This is a genomic window from Burkholderia sp. BE17 (assembly GCF_009362305.1).
GTDB lineage: Bacteria > Pseudomonadota > Gammaproteobacteria > Burkholderiales > Burkholderiaceae > Burkholderia > Burkholderia pyrrocinia_C.
Window position 1 is genome coordinate 14,492 of sequence record NZ_WHNU01000004.1, and the last position, 26,771, is coordinate 41,262.

Sequence of the window (26,771 nt, forward strand, 5' to 3'; positions counted from 1 at the left end):
CAAGGAGATCCGGTCATGAAGACGTCTCGCGTGGTATCGGTGGCAGTAGCAGTAACGGCGTCGTTCGGTCTGCTGTTGACCGCCGTGCCGGTGGCATACGCGCAGGATCCGGCGTCCGCGCCGACCCAGAAGCAGCTCGACAAGGCGCAGAAGAAGGCGGCGCGCAAGGCGGCCCGGGCGCGCCACGCGTCGGACCTGAAGGCGATCGGCACCGGCAGCGGCTACCGGCTGACCAACGACCAGAGCAACTATCCGCAGAACGCGGTGCAGAAGACGCCCGCGACGAAGGCGGCGCCCGCCGTGCCGGCTTCGGGGCAGTAACGGCCGGCAAACACGCACGAACGGACGGCGCCGGGTTGCCCCGGCGCCGTCCGTTCGTGTGCGGTTTTCCGGGAATGCCGGACCGTGTGCGGCCGGCGGATTCCCGGCGAGTGCGACGCGTTACGACGCGAGCTTGCTCGCGAGTTCCGCGACGTGCTTGCCCTGGTAACGCGCGATTTCGAGTTCGTTCGCGCTCGGCTGGCGGCTGCCGTCCGCGCCTGCGAGCGTCGTCGCGCCATACGGCGTGCCGCCGGTGATTTCGTTCATGTTGACGAGCCCGCTGCATGCGTACGGCACGCCCACGATCACCATCCCCTGGTGCAGCAGCGTGGTGTGGAACGACGTGATCGTCGTTTCCTGGCCGCCGTGCTGCGTGCCGGTCGACGCGAACACGCTGCCGATCTTGCCGACGAGCGCGCCCTTCATCCACAGGCCGCCGGTCTGGTCGAGGAACGTGCGCATCTGGCCGGCCATGTTGCCGAAGCGGGTCGGCGTGCCGAAGATGATCGCGTCGTAATCGGCGAGTTCGTCCACCGTGGCGACCGGTGCGGCCTGGTCGACCTTCACGCCGATCGCCCTGGCCTGGTCGACGGGGATCGTTTCCGGCACGCGCTTGAGCGCGACCTCGACGCCGGGCACCGATTTCGCACCTTCCGCGACGTGTTGCGCCATCGTTTCGACGTGCCCGTAGGACGAATAGTAAAGAACGAGTACCTTGGCCATGTTGCGAATCTCCGATTAAAAGAGCCCCGCGTTCAGCGGGGCCCGGTTTCCCGAACGGGCGTCATGCCCACTCGGCCGTCACTTCGACCGGACGCAAGTCGAACACCAGCACTTCGGCATCGTTGCCGTCGGCGAGCGTCAGCGCCTGTTCGCCGCGGATGCGTGCGCCGTCGCCCTCGCCGAGCGTCACGCCGTTGACCGTCACGCTGCCGCGTGCAACGTGCACGTAAGCGAAGCGGTCCGGTGCCAGTTCCAGCGTAGCGTGTTCATCGCCGTCGAACAGGCCCGCGTAGATCCGCGTGTCCTGCCGGATCTTCAGCGAACCGGCGTCGCCGTTCGGCGACACGACCAGCGTGAGCTTGCCGCGCTTGTCCTCGGCCGCGACATTCGTCTGCTGATAACGCGGCTCGGCACCCTTTTCGGCGGGCCCGACCCAGATCTGCAGGAAGTGGACCCCGGCGTCCGGCGAGTGATTGAACTCGCTGTGGCGCACGCCCGTGCCCGCGCTCATCAGTTGCACGTCGCCCGGCACGATCACCGACCCGGTGCCCATCGAGTCCTTGTGTTCCAGCGCGCCGTCGAGCACGTACGACAGGATTTCCATGTCGCGGTGCGGGTGCGTGCCGAAGCCGCGGCCCGGCGCGACGCGGTCGTCGTTGATCACGAGCAGGTCGGAGAAGCCGACCTGCTTCGGATCGTAGTAATTCGCGAACGAAAACGTATGACGGGAGCTGAGCCAGCCATGCTCCGCACGGCCACGTTGGTTTGCTGCACGGATTTCGATCATGATTCTTGTCCTTGAAGTCGCCGGACCTCGGAAGTGGGTCCGGCCGTTCGTTGAGATGAATCTTAGGTCAATCGATTTGACAAATAAATGGCTGTGGCGATAATGACTGTCGCTATGGGGTGGACAATATGGAACTCAACGATCTGAGGATCTTCGTCGCGACGGTCGATGCGGGCAGCTTCACGGCGGCGGCCGACCAGCTGATGCTGTCCAAGCAGTTCGTCAGCCGGCGCACGATGGCGCTGGAGGCGTCGCTCGGCGTGCGGCTTCTGCATCGCAACACGCGCAATCTCGCGGTGACCGAATCGGGGCAGGAGTTTTATGCGCGCGCGCAGCGGATCCTCGCGGAGATCGCCGACGCCGAGCAGGCGATGTCGGTGCGCAGCACCGAGCTGCACGGGTCACTGAAGATCAGCGCGCCGCTGTCGTTCGGGATCACGCACGTGTCGCCGCTGATCGCCGAATTCCTGTCCGCGCACCCGGCCGTGCGGCTGAACCTCGACCTGACCGACCGGCGCGTCGACCTGATCGGCGAGGGCTTCGATCTCGTGCTGCGGATCGGCTCGCTCGAGGATTCGACGTTGATCGCGCGCCCGCTCGGCGCGTGGCGGATGATCGCGTGCGCGAGCCCTGCTTATCTGAAGCGGCAGGGCACGCCCGAGACGCCGGCCGATCTCGCCGGCCACACGTGCCTGCTGTACGGGCGCGAGCGGCGCGTCGGCTGGGAATTCCGCGTCGACGGCGCGGCGCGCACGTTCGACGTGCAGGGGCCGCTCGTCGCGAACAACGGCGAAGTCGTGCGCGACGCGGCGATCGCGGGGCTCGGCATCGCGCTGCTGCCGCACTTCATCGTCGGCGCGGCGCTCGACAGCGGCGCGCTCGTGCCGGTGCTCGACGCATATGCGCCGCCGCCGATCACGCTCAATGCGGTGTTTCCGCAGCATCGCGAAGGGTTCGTCACGCTGCGCACGTTCATCGGGTTTCTCGCGGAGCGGCTCGGGGAGGCCGTGCCGGCGGCGAAGGGCGGGGCGGGCAGGCGGCGGTAGCGGGCGGCGTGCGGTGAATGGGGGCGTTATTCTCCGCAGAATTTGCGGAGAATATTGAATCGTGCGGTGAATCGATGGGATAATCTCCGCATCATGAGCGGAGATTACACCTTCATCTGGGAGTCGGCCGACTGGCCCGCGTGGCGCTTCGACCTCCCGGCACTTGCCACGTCACTCGCCGACGTCAGCCGTGCGCAAGGCATGCTGGCCGGGCGACTGGCGGATCTCGGCCTGGCGCTGCGCGATGAGGCCAGCCTGGTTGCGCTGACGGAGGACGTCGTCAAGACCAGCGCTATCGAGGGCGAAAACCTGAACGTCGCATCGGTCCGATCGTCGATTGCGCGCCGGCTCGGGGTCGATATCGGTGCGCTTGCGACGGTCGATCGCCACGTCGACGGCGTGGTCGACATGGTGCTGGACGCGACGGCCCATTCGGCGGCGCCGGTCACCGAAAGCCGTCTGTTCGGGTGGCATGCCGCCCTGTTCCCGACCGGCTATTCGGGGATGTCGCGAATCACGGTCGGCGCATGGCGCACGGATGCACGCGGGCCGATGCAGGTGGTGTCCGGGCCGATCGGCCGACAGCGCGTGCATTTCGAAGCGCCCCCGGCCGCGCGCCTGGCGAACGAGATCGGGCGTTTTCTCGCGTGGCTCAACGCCACGCCGGTCGAGCCCTTGTTGATCCGGGCCGGCCTGGCCCATCTGTGGTTCGTCACGCTTCACCCGTTCGACGACGGCAACGGCCGTATCGCGCGAGCGCTCGGCGATCTGGTCCTGGCGCGCGCCGATCGGAGTCCGCAGCGCTTCTATAGCCTGTCGGCGCAAATCCAGCGCGAGCGTAACGCGTATTACGACGTGCTGGAGCGTACGCAGCGCGGTTCGCTCGACGTCACCGAATGGCTCGCGTGGTTTTTGAATGCACTCGGCAGGGCCATCGATCACGCGCACACGACGCTCGGCGCGGTCCTGGTCAAGGCGCGCTTCTGGCAACGATGTGCGGGCTTCGCGATGAACGAGCGTCAGGTCAAGGTCATGAATCGCTTGCTCGACGGCTTCCAAGGGAAGTTGACGACCACCAAGTGGGCGGCCCTCGCGAAGTGCTCGCAAGATACGGCGCTGCGCGACATCATGGAACTCGTCGAGCATGGTGTGCTGCGCCGCTCGTCGTCCGGCGGTCGGAGCACGAGTTACGAGCTGGTGCCGTTCGACGGCTGAGGCCGGCTCGCACCGTAACCGGCTTCGACGGTGGGTGCCGCGCAGGCGCCGCACCCGCACCCGCACCCGCACCCGCACCCGCACCCGCACCCGCACACGAAGGCGATGGCGATGGCGATGGCGCAATGGTGTTCATCGGGATCATCGATGCTGCCGTGGCCGCTGCATTGCGCGACGGCATCGTGCAATGCAGCGTGGCCACCAGGACGGTTGCGCCGACATCGAACGTCGATTGATCGGCGTCGTGCATTCGGGTTACGCTTCGGCGGGCGATGGCATGCGTCCATGCCGGGCCGGGCGTTTTTACTTCGAATGTCGCGTACAGGTAGCTTCTACAGGCGCGCGACCCAGCGACGATCCAAGCCGATGACCATCCAGAACCGATCGAACGCGCGCGGGCAAGCCGCGATTCCCGCAGGTGATGCGCGGTACATGCGCCTGCGATCCATCGCGGCGGCCGCGCTGCTGCCGCTGTTGCCGATCGCGGCACACGCGGCCGGCTTCGACTGTGCGAAGGCCGCTTCGCCGACCGAGAAGACGATCTGCGCGGACGCCGCGCTATCGAAGCTCGACGGCGACCTGGCGGCCGCATGGAAAAAGGCGCTCGCGAAAGGCGGCGATACGGCCGAGCTGAAGGCCGCGCAGTTGAAGTGGCTCAAGCAGCGCGACCAGTGCGGCACCGACGCGCCGTGCCTCGGCGACCGCTATCGCGAACGGCTCGCGAGCCTGAACGGCATGCCGCTTGCCGCCGACCGCTGGCAGCAGACCTGGTACCTGACGAGCGACAACCCGTCGTTCGGCGGCGTGCTGACGCTCACCGGCACCGCGCCTCGGCTGCATTTCGAATTGAACGCCAACAACGGCGCGAATACCGGCGGGCTCGACGGCGACATCGTGCTGCACGGCGACAGCGGCACCTATCGCAAGGACAAATGCCGGCTCGATTTCGACCGGAAGGGCGGGCGCATCCGCGTCACGCAACAGGGTGGGGATTTCGATTGCGGCGCCGGCGCGGGCGTCGTCTACGCGGGCGACTACGTGACCGCATCGCAGTTCCAGGCCAAGCCGCGGGCCGACCTGCTGAGCCTCAAGGTCGTGACCGACGCGACGCAGAACGCGACCGCGCACAAGCTGCTCGGCGCCGACTACCCGACGCTCGTCGACATGGTCAATTACAGCGCCGACGAAAAGGATCTCGACGGGCTCAACGCGCGCGTGAAGTCATACTGGGTGCGCGGCATCGCGACGACGAACGCGGCGATCGTGATGAGCCGCGGCACCGATCTGTGGATCGGGCTGCTCGTGTTCGATGCGCAGAACAAGGTCCGGATGCGCTATTACTCGAACGCGCAGGCGTGGAAGAAAACCGTGCCGAAGACCATCCAGGCGTGGCACGACACTCTCGACAAGACGCTGCCGATCGACGTGATGCAGTGAGCGCGCGGGGCGGCCGGCGCGTGTTCATTTCTTGCGCGATGCGCGAGCCTGCGCCTGCGCCGGCGGCGCAACCGATTCCCGTATCCGCAACTCGGGCACGACGGCACAACCGGGCCCCGTTGCGCCGTTCTCGAGCGCGTCGAGCAACGCATGCGCGGCCTGCCGCCCGATCGCATCGGTGTCGACCCACATCGTCGTCAGCGGCGGCTGAAATTCGCGCGCGAGCGCGATGTCGTCGAACCCGGTGATCGACAATTGCGCGGGCACGTCGATGCCGAGCGCCTGCGCCTCGAGCAACGCGCCGAGTGCGAGCGCATCGTTGCCGCAAATCACGGCCGTCGGCCGCGTCGCCGCGTCGCTGCCGGCGATCGCGCGCAGGCTCGCCCGCCCGAACGCGATCGTGGCCGCGCCTTCGTGCTGATGCACGGGGCGCACCGCGAGCCCGTGCGCGGCAAGCGTGTCGTGAATGCCGCGCAGGCGAGCCTGCACGCGGTCGTTGTCGGCCGACGGCTGCATGATGATCGCAAAATCGCGGTGGCCGAGGTCGAGCAGGTGCGTGGTGAGCCGCGCGAACGCCGCGCGGTTGTCGAAGCCGATGCAGCAGTGCGGGCTGTCGTCGCGATACGCGTATGTGACGACGTACGGCACGCCGTGCATCGCAAGGAGTTCGAACAGTTCCGGCGGATACGCCTCGCCGACCAGCGACACGGCTTCCACGCCGCGCGACAGCATCGCGCGCACCTGCGCCAGCGCCTGCGCGGGATCGTAGTTCGAGCAGCCGAGGAACAGCGTGATGCCGTGCTCCGCCATGACGGTCTGCATGCCCGCGACCTGCGACGCGAACACCTGGTCGTCGAGCGTCGGAATGATCGCGCCGGTGATGTGGGTGCGCGTGGACGCGAGCGCGCGGCCGGCCGCATTCGGAATCCAGTTCAGTGCGCGCGCCGCGTCGCGCACGCGCTGCTGCACGTCGGCCGACACCTTGCCGGGATCGTTGTACACGCGCGAGACGGTCGCGGTCGACACGCCGGCCAGTTTCGCGACGTCGCCGAGCACCGAGCGGCCGCTGCCGCGGCGCGCACGCGACGCGCCGCCGCGCGATGGAGGCGTGCTCATGTTCCGTCTCCCTGCGTGGCGGTGTTGTCGATGCCGCGCGCTGTCAAAGGCGTCATTGTTTACCCTCGATTCATGGTGGTCCCGCTTGCATCCCGATTCGATCCTGTGAGAATGTAAGCGCTATCTTGATGCTGTTCCGTATTATGTCAGACACATACTTCATTCGCATCGCTGGATTTTCATCGACGACGGCCTTCCCGGCCATTTTGTCCGCTTCAAATGTAAGCGGTTACATCGAGAAATGAACAGCGCCCGTTCACCGCATATCGCTGTCGTCGGCAGCGTGAACATCGACCTCGTCACGCGCGCGCCGCGCCTGCCGGTGCCGGGCGAGACGCTGCTCGGCACTGAATTCCAGACCGTTCACGGCGGCAAGGGGGCGAACCAGGCGGTCGCGGCCGCGCGCCTGGGTGCGTCGGTCGCGATGATCGGCTGCGTCGGCGACGACGCGTTCGGCGCGCGCCTGCACGGCGCGCTGGCGGCGGAACGGATCGACGTGACGCACCTGCACCGCATCGACGGCACGGCAACCGGCGTTGCCGCGATCACGGTCGACGACGGCGGCGCGAACAGCATCGTCGTCGTGCCCGGCGCAAATGCGTGCCTCGACGCCGGCCGGATCGACGCGGCGCGCGAAACGATCGCCGGGGCGGCGCTGCTCGTGTGCCAGCTCGAAGTGCCGATCGCGACCGTGGCGCACGCGATTGCCCGTGCAACCGCGCACCGCACGCCCGTGCTGCTCAATCCCGCACCTGCGCAGCCGCTGTTCGACGCGTTGCTGGCGCGGATCGACTACCTCGTCGTCAACGAAACCGAAGCCGAGTCGCTGACCGGCATCGCCGTCGGCGACGATGCGTCGGCCGTGCGCGCCGCCGATGCGCTGTGCGCGAAGGGCGTCGGCAACGTGCTGGTCACGCTCGGTGCGCGCGGCGTCTGCTGGCGCGGCTGCGCAGGGAACGGCCGCCATCGTGCGATGGCGGTGGTCGCGGTCGATACGACCGCGGCAGGCGACACGTTCGTCGGCGGGTTCGCGGCGGCGCGGGCGAGCGGCGCGTCGATGGACGACGCGATCGACTTCGGTCAGCGTGCGGCCGCGATCAGCGTCACGCGCTACGGCGCGCAGACCTCGATCCCGACGCGCGAGGAAGTGACACGTATGGATACCTGAATTCCGCATGAGACGGAAAGGCCGGACCCGGCCGCCACCAGTGACATGGAGACAAACGTAATGAGCGAAAACCAATCTGTTCCGCACGCACCGCCGCGTATCCGGCGCGGGCAACGCATCGCGCTCGCGCTGTTGATGGCGAGCGGGATCGTCAACTATCTCGATCGCGGCACGCTGGCCGTCGCGAGTTCGGCGATCCGGGGCGATCTCGGCTTGTCGCTCTCGCAGATGGGGCTGCTGCTGTCGGCGTTCTCGTGGAGCTATGCGCTGTGCCAGTTCCCGGTCGGCGGGCTCGTCGACCGCATCGGTCCGCGCCGGCTGCTCGGCATCGGGCTGATCGTCTGGTCGTTCGCGCAGGCGGCGGGCGGCATCGTGTCCACCTTCGGCTGGTTCATCGTCGCGCGCATCGCGCTCGGCATCGGCGAGGCGCCGCAATTCCCGTCGGCCGCGCGGGTGGTGAGCAACTGGTTTCCGCTGCGCGCGCGCGGCACGCCGACCGGTATTTTCAACGCCGCGTCGCCGCTCGGCACTGCGCTCGCACCGTTGCTGCTGTCGATCCTCGTCGCGTCGTTCGACTGGCGCTGGGCGTTCATTGCGACGGGCGCACTCGGTCTCGTCGTCGCTGTCGTCTGGTTTGCGCTGTACCGCGATCCGTTGCGTGCGCAACTGAATGCGGACGAGCGCGGTTATCTCGATGCCGATGCGCAAAGCGTCGTCGCGGCGCCGAAGCTGACCTTCGCCGAATGGCGCAGCCTGTTCTCGCACGGCACGACCTGGGGGATGCTGATCGGCTTTTTCGGGTCCGTGTACCTGAACTGGGTGTACCTGACCTGGCTGCCCGGCTACCTGACGATGGAGCGGCACATGAGCCTGATCCGCACCGGCTTTGCCGCGTCGGTGCCGTTCCTGTGCGGGTTCGTCGGCTCGCTGGTCGCCGGCTGGCTGTCGGACGTGGTCACGCGCCGCAGCCGTTCGCCGGTCGTGAGCCGGCGCAATGCGGTGGTGGTCGCGATGCTCGGGATGGTCGCGTTCACGATCCCGGCCGCGCTCGTGCAGAGCAACGCGGTCGCGCTCGCGTGCATTTCGGTCGTGATCTTTCTCGCCAACGCGGCGTCGGCCAGTTCGTGGGCGCTCGCGACCGCGGCCGCGCCGCCGAACCGCGTCGCATCGCTTGGCGCGATCCAGAATTTCGGCGGGTTCATCGGCGGCGCGCTCGCGCCGATCCTGACGGGCATCATTGCGCAGAAGTGGTCGTTCGTGCCCGCGCTGCTGACTGCCGCGGCGATCGCGTTCGCCGGCGCGATGGCCTACCTGCTGCTGGTGCGCAAGCCGATTCCCGAGCAGGCGGCGAACGCCGCGTCCGGGCCGTTGCCGGCCTGAGCACGCAGCTCGCACCACGCATTCACTGAAGGAAGGAGAAACAGATGCAACACCAGCAGCAAGCGAACGTGACCATCGAGGGGATCGTACCGGTGATGCTGACGCCGTTCGACGACGCCGGCGCGATCGACTACGCGGGGCTCGAGCGGCTCATCGAATGGTATCTGGCGCACGGCTCGGATGCGTTGTTCGCGGTCGCGCAGTCGAGCGAGATGCAGTTCCTGAGCCTTGCCGAACGCGCGGAACTGGCGCGCTTCGTGGTCGAGCGGGTGGCCGGGCGCGTGCCCGTCGTCGCATCGGGGCACATCAGCGACGATCTCGACGCGCAGGTTGCCGAGCTGTGCGCGGCGGCCGAATCGGGTGCGCAGGGCGTCGTGCTCGTGACCAACCGGCTCGACCCGCAGCGCAAGGGCAGCGCCGCGTTGCTCGACCATCTTCACAAGCTGCTCGCGCGATTGCCGTCGGATCTGCCGCTCGGCCTGTATGAGTGTCCGGCGCCTTACCGGCGGCTTCTTTCGGATGACGAACTGCGCGCGTGCATCGACACGGGCCGGTTCGTGATGCTCAAGGACGTGAGCTGCGATCTCGAGACGGTGAAGCGGCGGGTCGCGCTCGCCGCGGGATCGCCGCTGAAGATCCTGAACGCGAACGCGGCGATTGCGTGGGACGCGATGAAGGCGGGGTCCGCGGGCTTCAACGGCGTGTTCACCAATTTCCATCCGGATCTCTACCGGTGGTTGCGCACGCAAGGAGACACGAACCCGGCGCTGGCCGACGAGCTGTCGACGTTCCTGGTCTTGTCGGCGGTGTCGGAAGCGCTGGGCTACCCGGCGCTCGCGAAGCTCTACCATCAGCGGATCGGCACGTTCGGGTCGATCAAATGCCGCGCGATCGACTACGACGTGCGCGAACGATTCTGGGCGCTCGACGCGGTGCTCGACAAGATCGTGGCCGGCACCGAGCATTTCCGCCGGCGAATCGCCGCGCAATAGCGGATGCAGCGCGCCGTGCGGTGCTCGCGGCGCGCGACGGGATGGCGTGCCGCGTAGTCGGCCGCTGTTGCGCGCGTTCATCGAGAGGCAAGCGGCGGCGGCGCGTGTGTTCCGCACGAAAGATCGGCGTGGCGCGATGCATGGCGAATGCGTCGCGCCATGCAGTGTCGACGGCGTACCTGCGACGTCCCGGATGGTATGAACCCGGCGCCACGTTCGTGCGGGTGCGCAACGAGACGAAACGATCGGGATTCCAGATTGCATCGGTGGCGGCAATGGCGCCTGCCGCAATCACTCCACCACGGTAGCCGGCCGGGCCGGGCGCAATGCCCGTTGTGACGAACGGCGGCACACCGCAGACACGAGGCCGACGTACCGTTCGGCTTTCGTCCACCGCATCACAAAATCGAACCGCCCGTGATCCGTGAGCGCGGCGCCGACGCGCGTCCGACTACCGCGCTGCGTACTGCTTCCACGGCGTCCGCCGGCCTGTCCGGCACGCTCCCGCACCGCACGACAAAAGCATACAAATCTGCTCAATCCGTCTATCGGTTCTTGTAACGATTCGTAATATTATGCCTCGGAGCATTTTTTACCGATGACCCGTTGAATCCGTATTCGCCTCCGATGCAACCAGTGACGACGACTAGCCAGCCACCGATCCTGGCGGCGCCGGTAGATGCCATGCTGCACGCCGTGATCGACGAGGTCGTGCACCGGAGCGTATCGGAAGCGACGACGCGCGGCGGCTACATGCGGTGCGCCGACTACGCGATCGTCGGCGCGCAGGTGCTGACGCTGCTGACCGGCAAGACTTACCGGCCGTTCGCGGGCGGCGAAGTGATGGATTTCGGCGGCGGCAACCTGTACGCGCTGTGCACGACGCGCGAGCGGCGCCGCACCGCGCGGCATCTGTCGCACCTCGCGCGGTATCACTGCTGGATCGAAGCGCGCCACGACGATGTCGGCGGCCGCGTGCGCAAGGAGATCGTCGACTTCACGATGCGCCACGATGAAACCGTCGCGAACAATCTGGGGATGCCGTTCACCCGCGCATACCAGCCGTATTTCTGGGGCTGGGACGACGAGCACGCGGTGCCGGCCGAGTTGCACGATCATCCGGTATTCGCGAAGCAGGGCCCGGTCTGGCGCTGGGCCGAGCGCGAATGCACGACGTTGCTGCGCGCGTACGAACGCGAGCGGCCGGGTTATTTCGGGCGTCAGGTGTCGCGCGCGATCGATTTGTTCGCCGATCGCGTCGAGGGGCTCGGCTGACGGCACGCGCATTTCAGGCGAGCCGCGTGCAGGCTGCCTGTCGCGATTGCGCGAATTGGGGAAGCGCACCTGCGAACACTAGCGCGTCGCCGGGCATGAGCAATGTCTTCAGGCGGTACGCCGTGCGCCGCGGTTCGAACCACTCGAACCATTGCGCGAGAACCGCCGAAGCGGTCACCGCGAGGCGCGGCCACTCACCTTTTCGCGAGCGTGCCGCTGCTGTTTGCGCCGCCGAACAGCCGCGTCAGGTACTGCGTGTTCGAGTTCATCTTGGCCATCAGCGTATTGAGCGCCGTGAACTGCGCCTGGTATTGCCTGGTCAATTGCTCGGCGTAGTTGGACAGATCCGACTGCTGCTGCGTGATGCGCTTCAGATCGGCGTTCAGCGCGTTCGTGCGCACGTCGATCATTCCGTCCTTCTTCGTGAAGTGCGTGATCTGCTCGGCCACGCGCGTGCCGATCCCGCTCGTCGGGTTGAACAGGCGCGCGACCGCCGTCGGGTTGGCGGAAAGCGTGTCGCCGAGCTTCGCGCTGTCGACGCTCAGCGTGCCGTCCTTCTCGAGCTTGATGCCGATCGACAGCAGGTTCGCGTGCCCGTTGCCCTTCTCGGTGCCGCCGCTGTCGACGCCGCGCGCGACGATCGACGCGAGCGAGTTGCGGATCGCGTTCAGCGTCGAATCGCCGATCAGCGCGCCCTGCGAGTTCGCGCCTTGCGTGTAGCTCGTCAGCGCGCCCATCGTCTTGACGACCGTGTTGTACAGGTTCACGAAATTCGTGATCGTCGCCGCTTGGGATTTCGTGTCGGTGCTGACCGTCAGCGTCTGCGTATCGGTCGTGCTGACCGCAGCCGCCGACAGGTTCAGCGTGATGCCCGTCAGCACGCCCGACACCGCGTTGCTCGCGCTGGTCGACGCGATCCCGTTGATCGTGAACTTCGCATCCTGTGCGACGGCGCTTTGCCGCCACGCGGCCGCGCTGTTCGCCGATTCGATCTTCGACGCGCCGCCGGCCGTGTCGGCCGTCGACGTGACGCCGAGGCTCGACAGCCCGTTGTCGTTGGCCACGTTGCCGACCGCGACGCTGATCGCGTTCGCCGCGCCCGTCTTCGACGATGCGAGCACGAGGTGCGCGCCGTCGGTGCCGTTGATGACCGTCGCGCTGATCCCCGGGTTGTTCGACGCCGCGTTGATCGCGGCCGCGACGCCCGACAGCGTGTTGTTCGTGCTGCCGACCTCGACCTTGAACGACTGGCTGCCGAGCGACAGCGTCAGCGTGCCGGTGCCGAGTGCCTTGGTCCCGTTGAACCCCGCCGACGACAGCGCCTGCGCGGTCGCGATCTGCGTGACGCCGATCGTGTAGGTGCCGGCGACCGCGCCCGCACCCGCCGTCGCGGTCAGGCCCTTGCCGTTCGCGACGGCGTTGAACGTCGACTGCAGCCCGCCGTTCGTCAGCGATGTCAGGCCCGCCTGGAGCGCGCCCAGCGCCGACGACAGTGCGCCGAATGCGGAAATCCGCGTGCTGCCGGTCGCTTGCGACGCGGCAAGCGTCGCGGCACGGCCGGCCGTCTTCGCGTTCACCAGCGTCTTGACCAGCGTGCCGACATCCATCGTCGGATTGCCGGTCGAGCCGTTGATGATCGATTGCGCCGCCTGCTGCATCAGGCTGTTCGCGTTCGCGCCGCTGCTCACGGGCGTGTTCGTTGGCATGGGTGGGCTCCGGTTGAAAGGCGATCCTGCGACGAACGGCTGTCGAGTCCGCTTGCGGTGATCCGGGCGGCCTCGTCGCGATTCGCCTGCATGCTGCCTCCCGCGCGACGCATGCCGGGATTCACGGCAGGTGTCGGGGAAACGTAAGAGCGAATCGGTGCGCCATCGTATATTTAAACCGGTATTAATTGGTAATTTTTTGTAATGTTTATTGAGAAAATTGTAGACAGGGGAGGGGTGGGAGAATGTGTGACTGGAGTCAGCAATCTTTCGGCATAGACACATGATTTTATTTGTATTTATTCAGTTATTTTTGCAGACATTTAAAACTTGCTGAAAGCATGAATGTTTGATGAGGAATTTTTCGCTCGTGTCGCTAAACATCCGGCGAAGCAGCTGAGTGGGGCGGGTGTTCTTCGTGGTCGGTGTCGAGCCATGAGCCTTGTCAGGCAGACGATGTCTTGCCATACACGACATCAGGCCGCAAGCACGTGAAACGTTTTCGTTTGCCAATCCGCATTTCCGGGCCATGTGTCGCTGCTCGAAAGAAGATCGTTCTCATATTGAAAAGGTGGTCGAATTTCAGGGATGAGGCGACAGCGTTTGAGTCGTGCGTCGAACGTGCCGCTATATAACTGTCGAGACGCGTTGTTGTGACCGGTATGTGTCAATTGGCGAAAACAATGTAGATTGGATAAGGTGACCCGAAGAAGCCCGGTAGTTTTTCTGATCCGGAAACACGGGAACGAATTGATTTGCGCGGGCCGGGAATCGCTTGCGCTGCCCCCGTCAGCCGCTGTGTAACGGCCTTGTGGCGTCCAATTGTCAACTAAATGGGGACGACGAATCGCTTTGTGAAGGATTGATGATTCATGGGGAGACAGTAGACTTCATCCCGTGCTTCGCCAGAACCGATCCGGAGCGCGCCAGGAACGGCGCAACCGGACGGATTCTTAGGCGGCGGGCCGGCCGGCCCGCTGTCCGATCGTGCGAGGAGTGGTCCGGTGCCGGACTGGTGCGCCGATGCGGCGTGCATCGGCAGCGGATGCATCAAACCGTCAATTCAAGGGTGATTGCTATGCGTTACATTTCGCTGGAGTCGAAGAAGGACGAGCTGCTGCTGGCGGCTCGCGTGCTGATGATGATCCTGTTCGTGCTGTTCGGCTGGCAGAAGCTGAACGGCTTCTCGGGCACGGTCGCGTACATGGCGTCGACGGGGAACCCGGCGCCCGAGTTGGCCGCCGCGATCGCGGTGGGGGTCGAGCTGGCCGGCGGCGCGCTGATCGCGATCGGCTTCTATACGCGTCCGCTTGCGCTGGTGTTCGCCGCCTATACGCTCGCGACCGCGCTGATCGGCCATCGCTACTGGGCGCTGCAGGGCATGGACCAGTACATGGCGATGATCAACTTCTACAAGAACGTGAGCATCATCGGCGGGCTGCTGTTGCTCGCGCTGACCGGGCCGGGGCGGTATTCGTTCGACCGGAAGTAAGGCATCGCGAAGTTTCGGTGCGGTGTGACGGGCCCGGTGCGCGGAAGTGTGCCGGGCTTTGTATTTTCGGCGATGGATGGGGTGAGACGGTTCAGGAGATTGCGCACGCGGGGCGGCGGCCACACGGTGTGTCGACTTCGCCTGCGGAGCCGGCGTCGTGCCGAAGCACGGTGGGCAGCGCACCCGCGTCGTACGGCTCGATCGTCGCTTGCGGGTGATCGGTCGCGCACCTTTTCCGCTATCCTCCGAACGACCAGGTCTCGAACGCCGAACGCGACCCCGCGCCTCCCCACGTCACCCGAATCGCCGCCCATGCCAAGCCCAACCCCGTCGACCGAACTCCCGACCGTCCTCCTCATCGGCGCCTCCGGCCTGCTCGGCCGCGCGGTTGCCGCGTCGCTGGCCCGCGAATCGTCGCTGACGCTGCTCGCGACCATCCGGAACCCGCAAAGCGCAGGCGCAAAACTTCTCGCGCTGCCGCCGGAAAACGTCGCCCGACTCGACGTGCTCGACCAGCCGTCCCTCGAACACCTGTTCGAAACCCGCAAACCGGCCGCCGTCATCCTCTGCGCGGCCGAACGCCGCCCCGACGTGTGCGAACGCGACCCGGCCGCCGCGCGCGCCATCAACGTCACCGCCCCGGCCCGCATCGGCGCGCTCGCCGCGCGATATGGCGCATGGACGCTGGGCATCTCCACCGACTACGTATTCGACGGGAAGGCGGCCCCGTACCGTGAAGACGCCACGCCGAACCCGCTGAACATCTACGGCCGCACGAAGCTGGAAGGCGAAGCTGCGCTCCTCGCCGCATCGCCGTTGTCGTGCGTGCTGCGCCTGCCATTGCTTTACGGCCCGATCGCCGACTGGAGCGAATCGGCCGTCACGAGCCTCGTCCCCGCGATCGTCGCTTCCGCGCGCCCGGGTGCCGACGCGGTCGGCATGGACGCATGGGCGATCCGCTATCCGACCTACACGCCGGACGTCGCGCAAGTCATCCGCGAGCTGACGCTGCGTCATCTCGCGGGCGCGTCCATTGCCGGCATCCGGCATTGGTCGGGCGAGGAGCCGATGACGAAGTACGACATCGCGCGGCGGATCGCGACCGCGCTCGGCATCGACGCATCGCTCGCACCGATCGACAAACCGACCGACGCGACGCCGCGCCCGTACGATTGCCATCTGGACGCGTCGCGCGTGCGCGAACTCGGGATCGATTACGCGACGCCGTTCGATACCGCGTTGCGCACCGTGCTGCGCGACGCGCCGCAGGCGCTGTAGGAGCGGGCGCCACTCGCGGCCTGCGGCGCACGCCCGACGCTGGCCTGCCAATTCGCCGCAAGTGCGAATCGCAAACACCGCGCAGCATCTCGCCGCGCGCCCAGGAGCCAAGCCATGCAACTGAAATGGCTCGAAGATTTCGTCGAGCTCGCGCGCGCTGCGGCGGCGCCGGCCGGCCGCCCGGTTTGACATCCTGCATTCCCGGCCTTTAAAGTCCCGACGCGGGCCGGTGGGTCAAGCACACGCCGGGAACAGGCAGCCGATGTTCCAGGACTACGGGGCTACCCCGTGGATGAGCTCGATACCCCGATGCGTCGCAAGAGCGGACGTTGCGCGTTGCGCAACGGCGGCTCTCGCAGCACCAGTCACGTTGGCTCATCGTCCCGCCCATCGATTTCCATGTACGCATCCTTGTTCGATACCGTTCGCACGATTGCCGAGGCGATGCTGGCCGGATCGCCCGAACGCGCTGGCGTCATCGCCCGGATGACGGCCGTGCTCGGCGCTGCGCCGCCGTGGACGCACGAAGCCGCGGATGCCGCGCTTGCGCGCTTCGGCGCGAATTGGGCCGATGCCGACATCGGTGCGCTGGCGGCGGACCTGGCCGATGCGCCCGGATTCGTGCGCGCGTGGTACGGCGACGATCGGCCGGCCGTGATCCGCGTCGTGCGGCGGCCGCCGGTCCAGCGGCCGTTGCCGGCGCCGCTCGCCGGCTGCGACGTGCCGCAATGGGCGACGCCCGGCGATCTCGCCGGCTGGCTCGACGTGAGCGTGCCGGAGCTCGACTGGCTGTCCGACCACTGGCGCGTCGACGCACGCGGCGGCACGACGCCGCTGCATCACTACACGTACGTTGCGGTCGACAAGCGCAGCGGCGGGTGCCGCGTGGTCGAGATCCCGAAGGGGCGGCTGCGCGAAGCGCAGCGCCGCATCCTGCACGGGCTGCTCGATCGCATTGCGCCGCACGGCGCGGTACACGGTTTTCGCAAGGGGCGCGGGATCGTGTCGTTTGCGGCGCCGCACGCGGATCGCGACGTCGTCGTCCGCTTCGATCTCGCGGATTTCTTCGTGTCGGTGCGCGCCGCACGGGTCCATGCGCTGTTCGTCACGCTCGGGTATCCGGCCGAAGTCGCGCGCTCGCTCACCGGGCTGTGCACCAACCGCGTGCCGTCGGCGCGGCTGCTCGCGCCGGACCTGCGCGAGCGGCTCGACTGGATCGCCCGGCAGCGCTACCGCAACCGGCACCTGCCGCAGGGCGCGCCGACGTCGCCGGCGCTGGCGAACCTGGGCGCATTCCGGTTCGACATGCGGCTCGCCGCGCTCGCGCGTTCGCTCGATGCGACCTATACGCGCTATGCCGACGATCTCGCGTTTTCGGGCGGCGGCGCGCTCGCACGCGAAGTCGAGCGGCTGCAGGTCCGGGTCGCCGCAATCGCGCTCGAGGAGGGCTTCGCGCTGCACCTGCGCAAGACCCGCGTGATGCGGCGCGGCACGCGGCAGCAGCTGGCCGGCGTGGTCGTCAATCGACATCCGAATCTGGCGCGCGATGAGTTCGATCTCCTGAAGGCCATCCTGACCAACTGCATCCGGAGCGGACCGGCGTCGCAGAACCGCGACGCGCATCCGGATTTCCGCGCGCATCTCGCCGGCCGCGTCGCGCATGCGGCCGCGCTGAACGCGGCACGCGGCGCGAAGCTGCGCGCGCTGTTCGACCGGATCGGGTGGGATGCGGACGGCGTCGGCCGGTAAGGCGCCCGGGCATGGATCGGCTTCGGCCGGCAAACGACACGTCGTTCCGTCAAGCCTGAAGCAGGCACCCGGACAGGTCATGTCTTGTTGCTCGATGGGCCACATCACGCCTTGTCGGCCATCTTGTCGAAGGTGTCTGGGCTCGTCGATCGCCGACAGTTCGACCGCTATCGCTTAGTGATCCAAAGTCTTGAGTTTGCTGATTCAGCATGACGTCATGCGAAAGTGGCATGGAGCCATGCTCTTCGCGCGTCTAAGATGAGCGGCCCGGTCCATGCACCGCGACTTGCCGCGTAGTTGCCGCGGAAAACGTCGTTTGCAAGACCAACAATGTCTTCACGCAGGTTTCAAACTTGACGTTCCGGTTTTCCAATTCTCTTTTTCGATGCCTTCTCGTCACGGCGGCAATCGCTTCATGCGTGACAGCCGGAAGTGCGGCCGCGCAGCCACCGTCTGACGTCCAGGCCGCGTCATGGATGGTAGTCGACGGCGAATCCGCTCAGATGCTGGTGGAGCATAACGCGGACGCCGAGCGTCAGCCGGCATCGCTCACCAAACTCATGACAGCGTACATCGTACTCGGCGCGTTGAAGCGCGGAACCGTGAGCTGGGACGAGAAAGTGCAGGTGGGCGCCGCGGATATCGGTGAAGTCGGAAACGACGAGGCCAGAATGTACCTGGTACCGGGGCAACGGGTGCCGGTCAAAGCGCTCGTCCGCGGTCTGATTGCCGCCTCTGCCAACGATGCCGCACTTGTCCTGGCCGAGCGCGTCGGAGGCTCGCTAGCTGGATTCGAGCAACTCATGAACGAAACCGCACGGCAGCTAGGAATGAAACATACCCACTACTCGACGCCGTCGGGCGTTACCACGCCGGGAAATTACTCGACCGCTCGTGACCTTTCCACGTTGGCCTTGCGCCTCACCAAGGACTTCCCGGAGTACTACGCATTCTCGTCGGAGCAGCGTTTCGCATTCGGCAAGTTCGAGAAGCGAAACAGAAACTGGCTGCTTGGAAAGGACCCGTCGGTCGACGGCATGAAGACGGGTCATACCGAGGCGGCAGGCTACTGCATCGTCGCAACCGCGAAAAGAAAGCAGACGTCACCCCTTATGACCAGGCGAGTCTTTGCTGTGCTCCTGGGTGCGCCAACGGCCGGTGCGCGGATAACGGGCGCCGCCAGCCTGTTGAACCACGCGTATTCAGACTACCGGGACTATCCAGTCCAAGACGGCAGCGGCCCGCACGTCGTCACCCGCACCTTTCAGCCGGGCGTCGCAAAGTTGAACGGAGCCTGAACGCATTGATAGCTGGAGCGCACCGGTCTTGCACGGCCCGATGACATCCGCTTCCCGCGACGTTATCGGGAAAGGGGCCGGGCGTAGAATCGATCGATCTCGCAGAAGATGCCGCCTTGTTACAGGACCAGAAATGGAAATCAAGTGGATTGAGGACTTCATTGCCCTCTCGCAGTATCAGAGCTTCTCGCGGGCGGCGCAATTTCGGAACGTCACCCAGTCGGGGTTCAGCAGGCGCATTCAGTCGCTCGAGCAGTGGGTTGGCGCGGATCTCATCGACCGCAGCAGCTTCCCTCCAACCCTGACGCCTGCCGGACAACTGTTTCGGGAGGCAGCGGTAGACATACTGGGAAAGCTGTTCGATACGCGAGCCATCATTCGCAACGACCAGCGCATGGCGGGCAAAGGCCTGCGGATTGCGGCGGGTCATACGATCGCGCTGGGTTTCTTGCCCGGCTGGTTGAAAGCGCTCACTGCGCGTTTCGGGGAGGTACGTGCCCGGGTGATACCCACCAATGTGCACGACTCGATCCTGATGCTCGTGAACGGCAACTGTGATCTGATGTTTGCCTATCATCACCCGGAGCTTCCCCTCCATCTCGACCCGACCCGGTACGAGCATCTCGCCGTGGGCGTCGATTTACTGATGCCTGTCTGCCGGCCAAATCCGCGTGGCGGGCCTGCGTTCCGGTTGCCTGGAACGGCGACCGATGCATTGCCGTTGATTTCGTATACGGAAACCAGCTATTTCGGCCGCTGCCTCGCACTCCTTTTGAGTCGAGTCGACACGAGCCCGGCCTTGCGGCTGCATTACGAGTCCGACATGGCGGAGGTCGTCAAGAAACTGGTCCTGGAAGGCGAAGGCGTCGCGTGGCTGCCGAAAAGCTCGATCGTCGACGAGCTCGGCGCGAGCGAACTGGTTCCGGCGGGCCGGGACGCATGGAACCTCGAAATCGAACTTCGCGTCTACCGCGATGCGTCGAATCGCAATGAGTTTCTGGACGCGCTCTGGCGCCATCTTCGTGCCGCGTCGTCGGCTGCCGATTAGGGGTTATCCCGCGTTATGTGAGGTTCGCATATCCCCATGCAGGACCCGCATCGAGCCTTTTTCGATCATCTCTATCATCCGTCCCATACACAGAAACGTCGCCCCGCTAACGACGTTTTTGCCTCCCGCCAGCGTACCGCGGTCACGTCGGACCTTTGTGCGCATTCCTCGGACTGATGGAAATGAAAAATCGCTTAACTGTCTATATTCTGGCTGGCATGGTGCTCGGCGTCGTCGTCGGTTACGTGTGCCATCGGAGCGTCGCCGGTGCTGCAGAAGCCAAGGCAATCGCAGGGTACTTCTCGATCATCACGGACATCTTCCTGCGCCTTGTGAAGATGATCATCGCGCCGCTCGTCTTCGCCACGCTGGTATCCGGGCTCGCCGGCATGGAAGGGACGAGCGACGTGCGCAGAATCGGGTTCAGGTCGGTGGGATGGTTCGTGTGCGCGTCGCTTTTCTCGCTCGCGCTTGGCCTCGTCCTTGCGAATGCGCTTCAGCCCGGCGCGGGGCTGCATATGACGCAGACCAGTGCCGATGTGGCAACCGGTCTCAACACCGCGGGTCTGAACTTCAAGGACTTCGTCACGCATGCGTTTCCTTCCAGCATCATCGATGCGATGGCGCGAAATGACATCCTGCAAATCCTCGTCTTCTCCGTGCTGTTTGGCGTCGTTCTGAGTGCGATCAAAAAGGACCCGCGGGTCACGCCGTTGATCGCCGGCATCGATGCGCTCGTCCCTGCAATGCTGAAGCTGACCGACTATGTGATGCGGCTCGCACCCGTCGGTGTATTCGGCGCCCTGGCATCCGCGATCACGGTGAACGGCCTGGATGTGCTGACCACGTACGGCAAGCTCGTCGGCAGCTTCTACCTCGGCCTGGTCCTGCTTTGGATTGCCCTCATCGTCGTCGGTTATGTCTTCCTGGGAAAATCGATCTGGACGTTGCTGAGAGCTGTCCGTGAACCCGCGATGCTCGCCTTTTCGACCGCGAGCAGCGAGGCCGCTTATCCGCGTCTGACCGAGAAGCTCGAAGCGTTCGGTATCGACAAGAAGGTCGTTGGTTTTACGTTGCCGCTCGGCTACGCGTTCAATCTCGACGGATCGATGATGTACCAGGCGTTTGCAGCGATTTTCATTGCGCAGGCATTCGGCATCGACATGCCGGTCGGAACGCAAATCATGATGTTGCTCGTCCTGATGTTGAGCAGCAAGGGCATGGCCGGTGTCGCAAGAGGTTCCGTGGTGGTGGTCGCCGCAGTTGCACCGATGTTTCATCTGCCGCCGTCCGGCGTGGTGCTGATTCTCGCCATCGATCAGATTCTCGATATGGGGCGAACCGCTACGAACGTGATCGGTAACAGTATCTCGACGGCCGTCATTGCCAAGTGGGAGTTGAAGCGGCTCGCCAAGCAGGACGATGGAGAGAACAGCGTTGCCTTGGCCCAATTGCAGGGCGAAACGAAATGATCGGCGCAAACATGCTGAGCGGGAGAAAATTCGGCGTGGTGGGCGGCCTGGGTCCACTGGCCAGCGCGGATGTCTTTTTCAAGCTCGTCAAATCGACGCCTGCATCGAGCGATGCGGAACACGTCGACGTCATTTTCGAGCAGCATCCCTTTCGAGGGGCGGCCAGTGGCGGCGAAGCGACGACTCAACGGAAGCTCTACATTTTCGACATGATCCGCGGCTTCGAGAAGCGGGGCGTGACGACCGTGGTACTCCCGTGCTTCATCAGTCATACGTTCATCGACGAGCTGAAGGCCAACTCGCCGTTGCAGATCGTCGATATGGTGGAAGCCGTTCGCAGCCATGTTCGAAGGAAGTTTCCGTCTGCCCGGCGAATCGGCGTGTTGACCTCGGACTACTCCCGTCGAAAAGGGCTCTTTGAAAAGTACTTCGCGGCACCGGAATTCGAGGTTGTTTACCCCCGCCCACGCGACGGTATCGATCTCGTCACCGAAGCTGTCTACGGCGCCGACGGCATCAAGAGCGGCAACCTGTGCGGCCGGCCTGTCGCGCTGCTGCGCGACGCGTGCGAGGACCTCGTCGAGCAAGGCGCAAATATCATCGTGCCAGGCCTGACGGAAATTGCGCTCGTGGCAGAGGAAATGGGCCCGTTTCGCGTGCCGTTGATCGATTCGAATCTTGCGTATGCGCAGTACGTGATAGCGGGCAATTACGGTTTGCCCGAATCCATCTTCAAAGTGGGCGTAGTCGGTGGCGTCGGGCCCGCGGCGACGGTGGACTTCATGCAGAAGATCGTACGCAATACGCCGGCCAATCGCGACCAGGACCATATCAGGCTTCTGATCGAACAGAATCCGCAGATTCCCGACCGTACGGAAAACCTGATCGGTGACGGTCCCGACCCGACCATTTCGCTTTACGCGACCTGCAAGAAGCTCGAGTCGGGCGACGCGGACATCATCGCCATTCCGTGTAATACCGCCCATGCATTTGTCGAACGTATTCAACCGTATCTGGGCATCCCGATCGTCAATATGCTGACCGTAACGGTCCGCCATCTCCGGGAGATGTTTCCGCTGATCTCCTGCGTTGGCGTGCTGGCAACCTCGGGGACGATCGCAAGCGGCGTCTACGAGAAAGCGCTGGAATCGGAAGGGTTGCGGCAAATCGTGCCTGGAGCGGAATTGCAGGCCCGGGTGATGGAAGCGATCTACGGCCCGGCAGGGGTGAAAGCGGGATTTACCACCGGACGTTGCCTCGACGATATCTCCGCTGCCATTGACGGGCTCATTGCGGAAGGTGTCGAAGTCATCGTACTGGGATGTACCGAACTGCCGCTTTTATTGCCGCAGGGTAGTTTCGTGGGAAGGACAGGCACACGCGTCAGTCTTGTCGATCCGACCGATGTTCTTGCACGGCAATGCGTCGCCCTGGCGACCGCGGCAGCGGAGCGGCCGGTTACCCGATCAGCAGGCTGACCCGGTCGGTCTCGCTGACAAAGCGCCATACACGACAAACGTAGGGATGTTCGGCGGTCATATCGGGCAGCCACGTGGGTCGATCGACCTTCGCCGAACATATCGAATGGAACGTGGACCGTTTATAAAAGTAGTACTTCGTAATGACGTTGGCAGGCGATGTCGTTCTTTGTGCTGTTGAAATCCTTCAGAAGACTGGATATGAACATCAAGACCACCCTCCGGCAAGCCACCTGTCTGCGCAGGTCGCGCAAAACGGTTGCCGCCGCGCTTTTCGCATGCGCCTGTTCATTGAATGGCGCCAGCGTGTGGGCTGCGGACACAGCATCGGATAACGCGACGGCCGTTGCGGCGGAAAATTCGGCAGCCGGACCGTCGCGGATCCTCGTCCTCGCAACCGGTGGCACGATTGCCGGCACAGCCGACCCGCGTTCGGCCATTGGCTACAACTCGGGAAACGTCAAGGGCCAGGAACTGGTTCGGGCGGTTCCGGGCATTGAAAAACTCGCAAGCATCAAGTCCGAGCAGATATCCAATGTCGGGTCGCAGGACATGAGCGACGAGATCTGGTTCCGGCTTGCGCACCGGATCCGGGAAGCCTTCGATCGAAACGAAGCAGATGGCATCGTGATCACCCACGGCACGGACACGATGGAAGAAACGGCATTCTTTCTGCAGAACGTCGTGCGCTCGGACAAGCCGGTGGTACTCGTAGGGTCGATGCGGCCGGGCGGATCGACGAGCGCGGATGGCCCCAACAATCTTTACGAAGCGGTGGAAGTGGCGGCAAGTGCGAAATCCCGAGGTAGAGGTGTGATGGTGGTGATGAACGACCAGATTCACGCGCCGCGCTGGATTACGAAAACCAACACGACTGCCGTGCAGACGTTTGCTTCGCCGAACGCGGGTGTGATTGGCTATGTCGATCCGGCGAGCATTCGTTTTGTTGCGCCGGCGCTTGCATCGACACGCGATGCTTTTGGCCTGCCGGCGAATGGTCGCCTGCCGCGCGTAGATATCGTCTATGCGCATAGCAACATGGACGGATTGCAGATTGACCATGCCATTGCCGATGGCGCGAAGGGCATCGTACTGGCGGGCGAGGGCGACGGAGAGGCGTCCAGGGAAGCGCTGGATGCCCTCGACCGGGCAGCGAAAAAGGGGATCGGCGTGGCGATTTCACGTAAGCCGCCATGCCCGGTGCCTGAATCGACTCGAATCACGAAAGATCGGCATTGCGATCGCGTCATATTTTGTCCTCCTCGAGGTTCGAGGGTGTCTTCAAACCCGATCAACGCCGTTTCCGCTTGAGGAGCATGTCCATGGCTACCGAAAATTCGTTTAGAACCGAACATGATCTGCTGGGAGATCGTGAAGTTCCCTCTGACGCCTACTACGGCGTTCACACGCTACGTGCGCTGGAAAATTTTCCGATAACCGGTTCACCGATCTCTGTCTACCCGGAGTTGATCAAGGCGCTGGCGTGCATCAAGCAGGCCGCCGCACTGGCGAATCATGAGCTGGGTCTGCTCGACACGGCCCGGTGTGACGCGATCGTCGGTGCCTGCGCCGAATTGCTGGGAGGCAAGCTGCACGATCAGTTCGTGGTCGACGTGATCCAGGGGGGCGCCGGGACCTCGACCAACATGAACGCCAACGAGGTCATCGCGAATCGCGCACTCGAACTGTTTGGGAGGAAGAAGGGCGAATACCAGTATTTGCATCCGAACGAGCAGGTCAACATCGGCCAGAGCACCAACGACGTGTACCCGTCGGCGCTGAAAGTCGCGACCTGGTTCGGCATCCTGAGTCTTATCGAGGCGATGGAGATTTTGCGGCACGCCTTTGAAGCCAAGGCACTGGAGTTCAAGGACGTTCTGAAAATGGGGCGTACGCAATTGCAGGATGCGGTGCCGATGACGCTCGGTCAGGAGTTCGGCACCTATGCCGTGATGCTCGGAGAGGATGAAGAACGACTTCGAGAGGCGGCACTGCTGATCTGCGAAATCAACATGGGCGCGACGGCGATCGGAACGGGCATTACCGCGCACCCCGATTACGCACCGCTCGTCCTGAAGCATCTCCGGGAAATTACGGGTATTCCGCTTGTCACGGCGCCTGACCTCGTCGAAGCGACGCAGGACTGTGGCGCTTTCGTCCAGTTGTCCGGCGTGCTCAAGCGCGTGGCAGTGAAGCTCTCGAAAACCTGCAACGACTTGCGCCTGCTCTCCAGCGGCCCACGCGCGGGTCTTGGAGAGATCAACCTCCCGCCCATGCAGGCCGGCTCGAGCATCATGCCGGGAAAGGTCAACCCGGTTATCCCTGAGGTAATGAACCAGATTGCGTTCGAGGTCATCGGCAATGATGTCACCGTGAGTTTCGCGGCCGAGGCAGGACAGCTCCAGTTGAATGCTTTCGAGCCGATCATTGCGCACAGCCTGTTCAAGAGTGTGACCCACTTGCGCAATGGCTGCCTGACACTCGCCGAGCGGTGTGTCAAAGGAATCACGGCCAACGCGGAGCACTTGCGCGCGTCGGTCGAGAACTCGATCGGCATCGTGACGGCGCTTAACCCGTACATCGGCTATGCCAACGCGACATCCGTCGCGATGGAGGCACATGCCTCGGGCGGCCGAGTCTATGACATCGTGCTCGCGCGGGGGCTGTTGTCCCGGCAGCAACTCTACGAGATCCTCAAGCCAGAGATACTCACGCAGCCCACGCTGTTTCATATCCCGCCGACGCGGTAAGCGATCTGGCCGTATGAGGCGCCTGGTGTCGAGCCGGGAAGCGATGACGGGATCGGACGGCAGTGACCGCTGCCTTCCGAAACGCGCCCGCCATATGAGCCAGGCGCGGCCCCCGTCAGGGGGCGCTACAGTCCGTAGACCCCATGCGACCCGACCCGCAATGGCTGGGTGCTCACCCCCGTACCGGGCCACGATGGCTGGCATTCGCACGCGCCCAGTGGAGCAGCCTCTTGAATCTCGAGACACACGGCACCTCTTGAAATGCGAGGCAGTCTTGTGGCTGGTTTTAAGCTCGGGCAGAACGTGGAAAGCATCGAAGTTCTGCCCAGGCAGCCGGGACGCATATCCGTGCGTGTTGGGAGTGAGGTAATTGTATGGGGGAGTTCGTAGGCGAAGCCGGGTGCCCGGGATCATCTTTGCCCCGATTTACCGGCTTCGAGGCACCGGAATCTCGCAAACTTTGCTTAACTCGTATGTGAGCCAGCAGATTTGCTGGAGGATGATCACATAGACGGTTGATTTTAAAGAAAATATTATTTTTGTCGTCTTGTGCTTCATTTCGTGTCGCTTGGCCAGATCGTGTTTTTCGTATCAAGGACATACCGTCGACAGACCTGGACTGACGGACACGTTATGCCTTATTTTCAGGACTCGTTTTGCTTATCGGCACAACGTCGCAGAACCGCGACGCCCATCCGGATTTCCGCGCGCATATTGCCGGACGCGTCGGACATGCGGCCCGCGCTGTTCGACCGGACCGGGTGGGACGCCCACGACGTCGGCCGGTAAGCGGCCCGGGCGGGCACTGGCTTCGGCCGGCAAACGTCGCATCGTTCAGGCGCCAGCCTGTAACACCTGCAACGCGAAGCCGCGCACTGCTATCATTCGCGCCATGCCGCGCCAGTGCCATGGCGCGGCGCATGACTTGCCGCAGCCGTTCGACGTGCATTCGCAGGCGGCGTGCCGCGCGTTGCCGGCCCGGCACGGTCTGTTTTTGACGCGCGACGTCGGTTGGTGCGCGTTGCGCAAACCATGCCGGC

Annotated in this window: 21 protein-coding genes; 17 read left to right on the top strand and 4 right to left on the bottom strand. The window is 64.6% G+C overall.

What is annotated here, in order from left to right; translation table 11 throughout:
• Positions 1-15 precede the first annotated feature (15 nt).
• The gene (locus tag GD429_RS05445) at positions 16-321 is read left to right on the top strand and encodes a hypothetical protein (protein ID WP_152856020.1); all 306 of its coding nucleotides are present in this window, start codon (positions 16-18) and stop codon (positions 319-321) included.
• A gap of 120 nt (positions 322-441) precedes the next feature.
• On the opposite strand, the gene wrbA is transcribed toward GD429_RS05445, so the two are convergent.
• Both wrbA and GD429_RS05455 read right to left on the bottom strand, forming a co-directional pair.
• Entirely contained in the window at positions 442-1,044 is a 603-nt protein-coding gene (gene wrbA, locus GD429_RS05450) for an NAD(P)H:quinone oxidoreductase (protein WP_034182519.1), read from the bottom strand.
• A gap of 61 nt (positions 1,045-1,105) precedes the next feature.
• On the bottom strand, positions 1,106-1,831 hold the full coding sequence (locus GD429_RS05455) for a pirin family protein (protein WP_152856021.1): 726 nt from the start codon (positions 1,829-1,831) through the stop codon (positions 1,106-1,108).
• A gap of 128 nt (positions 1,832-1,959) precedes the next feature.
• Here GD429_RS05455 and GD429_RS05460 point away from each other — a divergent pair, with 128 nt between their 5' ends.
• The 3 genes from GD429_RS05460 (at position 1,960) to GD429_RS05475 (ending at position 5,529) form a co-directional block, all read left to right on the top strand.
• Entirely contained in the window at positions 1,960-2,877 is a 918-nt protein-coding gene (locus tag GD429_RS05460) for a LysR family transcriptional regulator (RefSeq protein WP_152856022.1), read from the top strand.
• A 93-nt stretch (positions 2,878-2,970) separates the two neighbouring features.
• Positions 2,971-4,092: a Fic family protein gene (locus GD429_RS05465; protein ID WP_152856023.1), complete on the top strand. Its 1,122-nt coding sequence runs from the start codon at positions 2,971-2,973 to the stop codon at positions 4,090-4,092.
• Between the two features lie 366 nt (positions 4,093-4,458).
• A complete protein-coding gene (locus tag GD429_RS05475; protein ID WP_152856024.1) occupies positions 4,459-5,529 on the top strand; it encodes a lysozyme inhibitor LprI family protein in 1,071 nt (356 codons plus the stop codon).
• 24 nt (positions 5,530-5,553) lie between these two features.
• On the opposite strand, the gene GD429_RS05480 is transcribed toward GD429_RS05475, so the two are convergent.
• A complete protein-coding gene (locus GD429_RS05480) occupies positions 5,554-6,645 on the bottom strand; it encodes a LacI family DNA-binding transcriptional regulator (protein ID WP_152856025.1) in 1,092 nt (363 codons plus the stop codon).
• Positions 6,646-6,886: 241 nt separating this feature from the next.
• Between GD429_RS05480 and rbsK the strand changes: the two genes are divergently transcribed.
• The 4 genes from rbsK (at position 6,887) to GD429_RS05500 (ending at position 11,460) form a co-directional block, all read left to right on the top strand.
• Positions 6,887-7,813: a ribokinase gene (rbsK, locus tag GD429_RS05485; RefSeq protein ID WP_152856026.1), complete on the top strand. Its 927-nt coding sequence runs from the start codon at positions 6,887-6,889 to the stop codon at positions 7,811-7,813.
• 60 nt (positions 7,814-7,873) lie between these two features.
• Positions 7,874-9,193 (top strand): MFS transporter, encoded by a 1,320-nt coding sequence (locus tag GD429_RS05490; protein ID WP_152856027.1) that lies wholly within the window; start codon positions 7,874-7,876, stop codon positions 9,191-9,193.
• A 44-nt stretch (positions 9,194-9,237) separates the two neighbouring features.
• A complete protein-coding gene (locus tag GD429_RS05495) occupies positions 9,238-10,185 on the top strand; it encodes a dihydrodipicolinate synthase family protein (RefSeq protein ID WP_152856028.1) in 948 nt (315 codons plus the stop codon).
• 627 nt (positions 10,186-10,812) lie between these two features.
• Positions 10,813-11,460, top strand: coding sequence for a hypothetical protein (locus tag GD429_RS05500; protein ID WP_152856029.1), 648 nt, complete (start codon positions 10,813-10,815; stop codon positions 11,458-11,460).
• A gap of 194 nt (positions 11,461-11,654) precedes the next feature.
• Here the strand turns inward: GD429_RS05500 and fliD are convergent, their stop codons facing one another.
• On the bottom strand, positions 11,655-13,166 hold the full coding sequence (fliD, locus tag GD429_RS05505; RefSeq protein ID WP_152856030.1) for a flagellar filament capping protein FliD: 1,512 nt from the start codon (positions 13,164-13,166) through the stop codon (positions 11,655-11,657).
• A gap of 1,078 nt (positions 13,167-14,244) precedes the next feature.
• Here fliD and GD429_RS05510 point away from each other — a divergent pair.
• The 9 genes from GD429_RS05510 (at position 14,245) to aspA (ending at position 25,731) form a co-directional block, all read left to right on the top strand.
• Positions 14,245-14,658 (top strand): DoxX family protein, encoded by a 414-nt coding sequence (locus GD429_RS05510; RefSeq protein WP_152856031.1) that lies wholly within the window; start codon positions 14,245-14,247, stop codon positions 14,656-14,658.
• A 312-nt stretch (positions 14,659-14,970) separates the two neighbouring features.
• Entirely contained in the window at positions 14,971-15,936 is a 966-nt protein-coding gene (locus GD429_RS05515) for a dTDP-4-dehydrorhamnose reductase family protein (protein ID WP_152856032.1), read from the top strand.
• 399 nt (positions 15,937-16,335) lie between these two features.
• Positions 16,336-17,685: a reverse transcriptase family protein gene (locus tag GD429_RS05520; RefSeq protein ID WP_152856033.1), complete on the top strand. Its 1,350-nt coding sequence runs from the start codon at positions 16,336-16,338 to the stop codon at positions 17,683-17,685.
• Between the two features lie 353 nt (positions 17,686-18,038).
• On the top strand, positions 18,039-18,983 hold the full coding sequence (locus tag GD429_RS05525) for a D-alanyl-D-alanine carboxypeptidase family protein (RefSeq protein WP_227791551.1): 945 nt from the start codon (positions 18,039-18,041) through the stop codon (positions 18,981-18,983).
• Between the two features lie 133 nt (positions 18,984-19,116).
• Entirely contained in the window at positions 19,117-20,031 is a 915-nt protein-coding gene (locus GD429_RS05530; protein WP_152856035.1) for a LysR substrate-binding domain-containing protein, read from the top strand.
• Positions 20,032-20,213: 182 nt separating this feature from the next.
• The gene (locus GD429_RS05535) at positions 20,214-21,503 is read left to right on the top strand and encodes a dicarboxylate/amino acid:cation symporter (RefSeq protein WP_152856159.1); all 1,290 of its coding nucleotides are present in this window, start codon (positions 20,214-20,216) and stop codon (positions 21,501-21,503) included.
• Positions 21,500-22,981 carry an aspartate/glutamate racemase family protein gene (locus GD429_RS05540; RefSeq protein WP_152856036.1) on the top strand — a complete coding sequence of 494 codons (1,482 nt, stop codon included), beginning with the start codon at positions 21,500-21,502 and terminating at the stop codon, positions 22,979-22,981. The genes GD429_RS05535 and GD429_RS05540 overlap by 4 nt, the downstream gene beginning before the upstream one ends.
• A 201-nt stretch (positions 22,982-23,182) precedes the next feature.
• Positions 23,183-24,292, top strand: coding sequence for an asparaginase (locus tag GD429_RS05545; RefSeq protein ID WP_152856037.1), 1,110 nt, complete (start codon positions 23,183-23,185; stop codon positions 24,290-24,292).
• A gap of 11 nt (positions 24,293-24,303) precedes the next feature.
• Entirely contained in the window at positions 24,304-25,731 is a 1,428-nt protein-coding gene (aspA, locus tag GD429_RS05550; protein WP_152856038.1) for an aspartate ammonia-lyase, read from the top strand.
• The last annotated feature ends 1,040 nt before the right edge of the window (positions 25,732-26,771 follow it).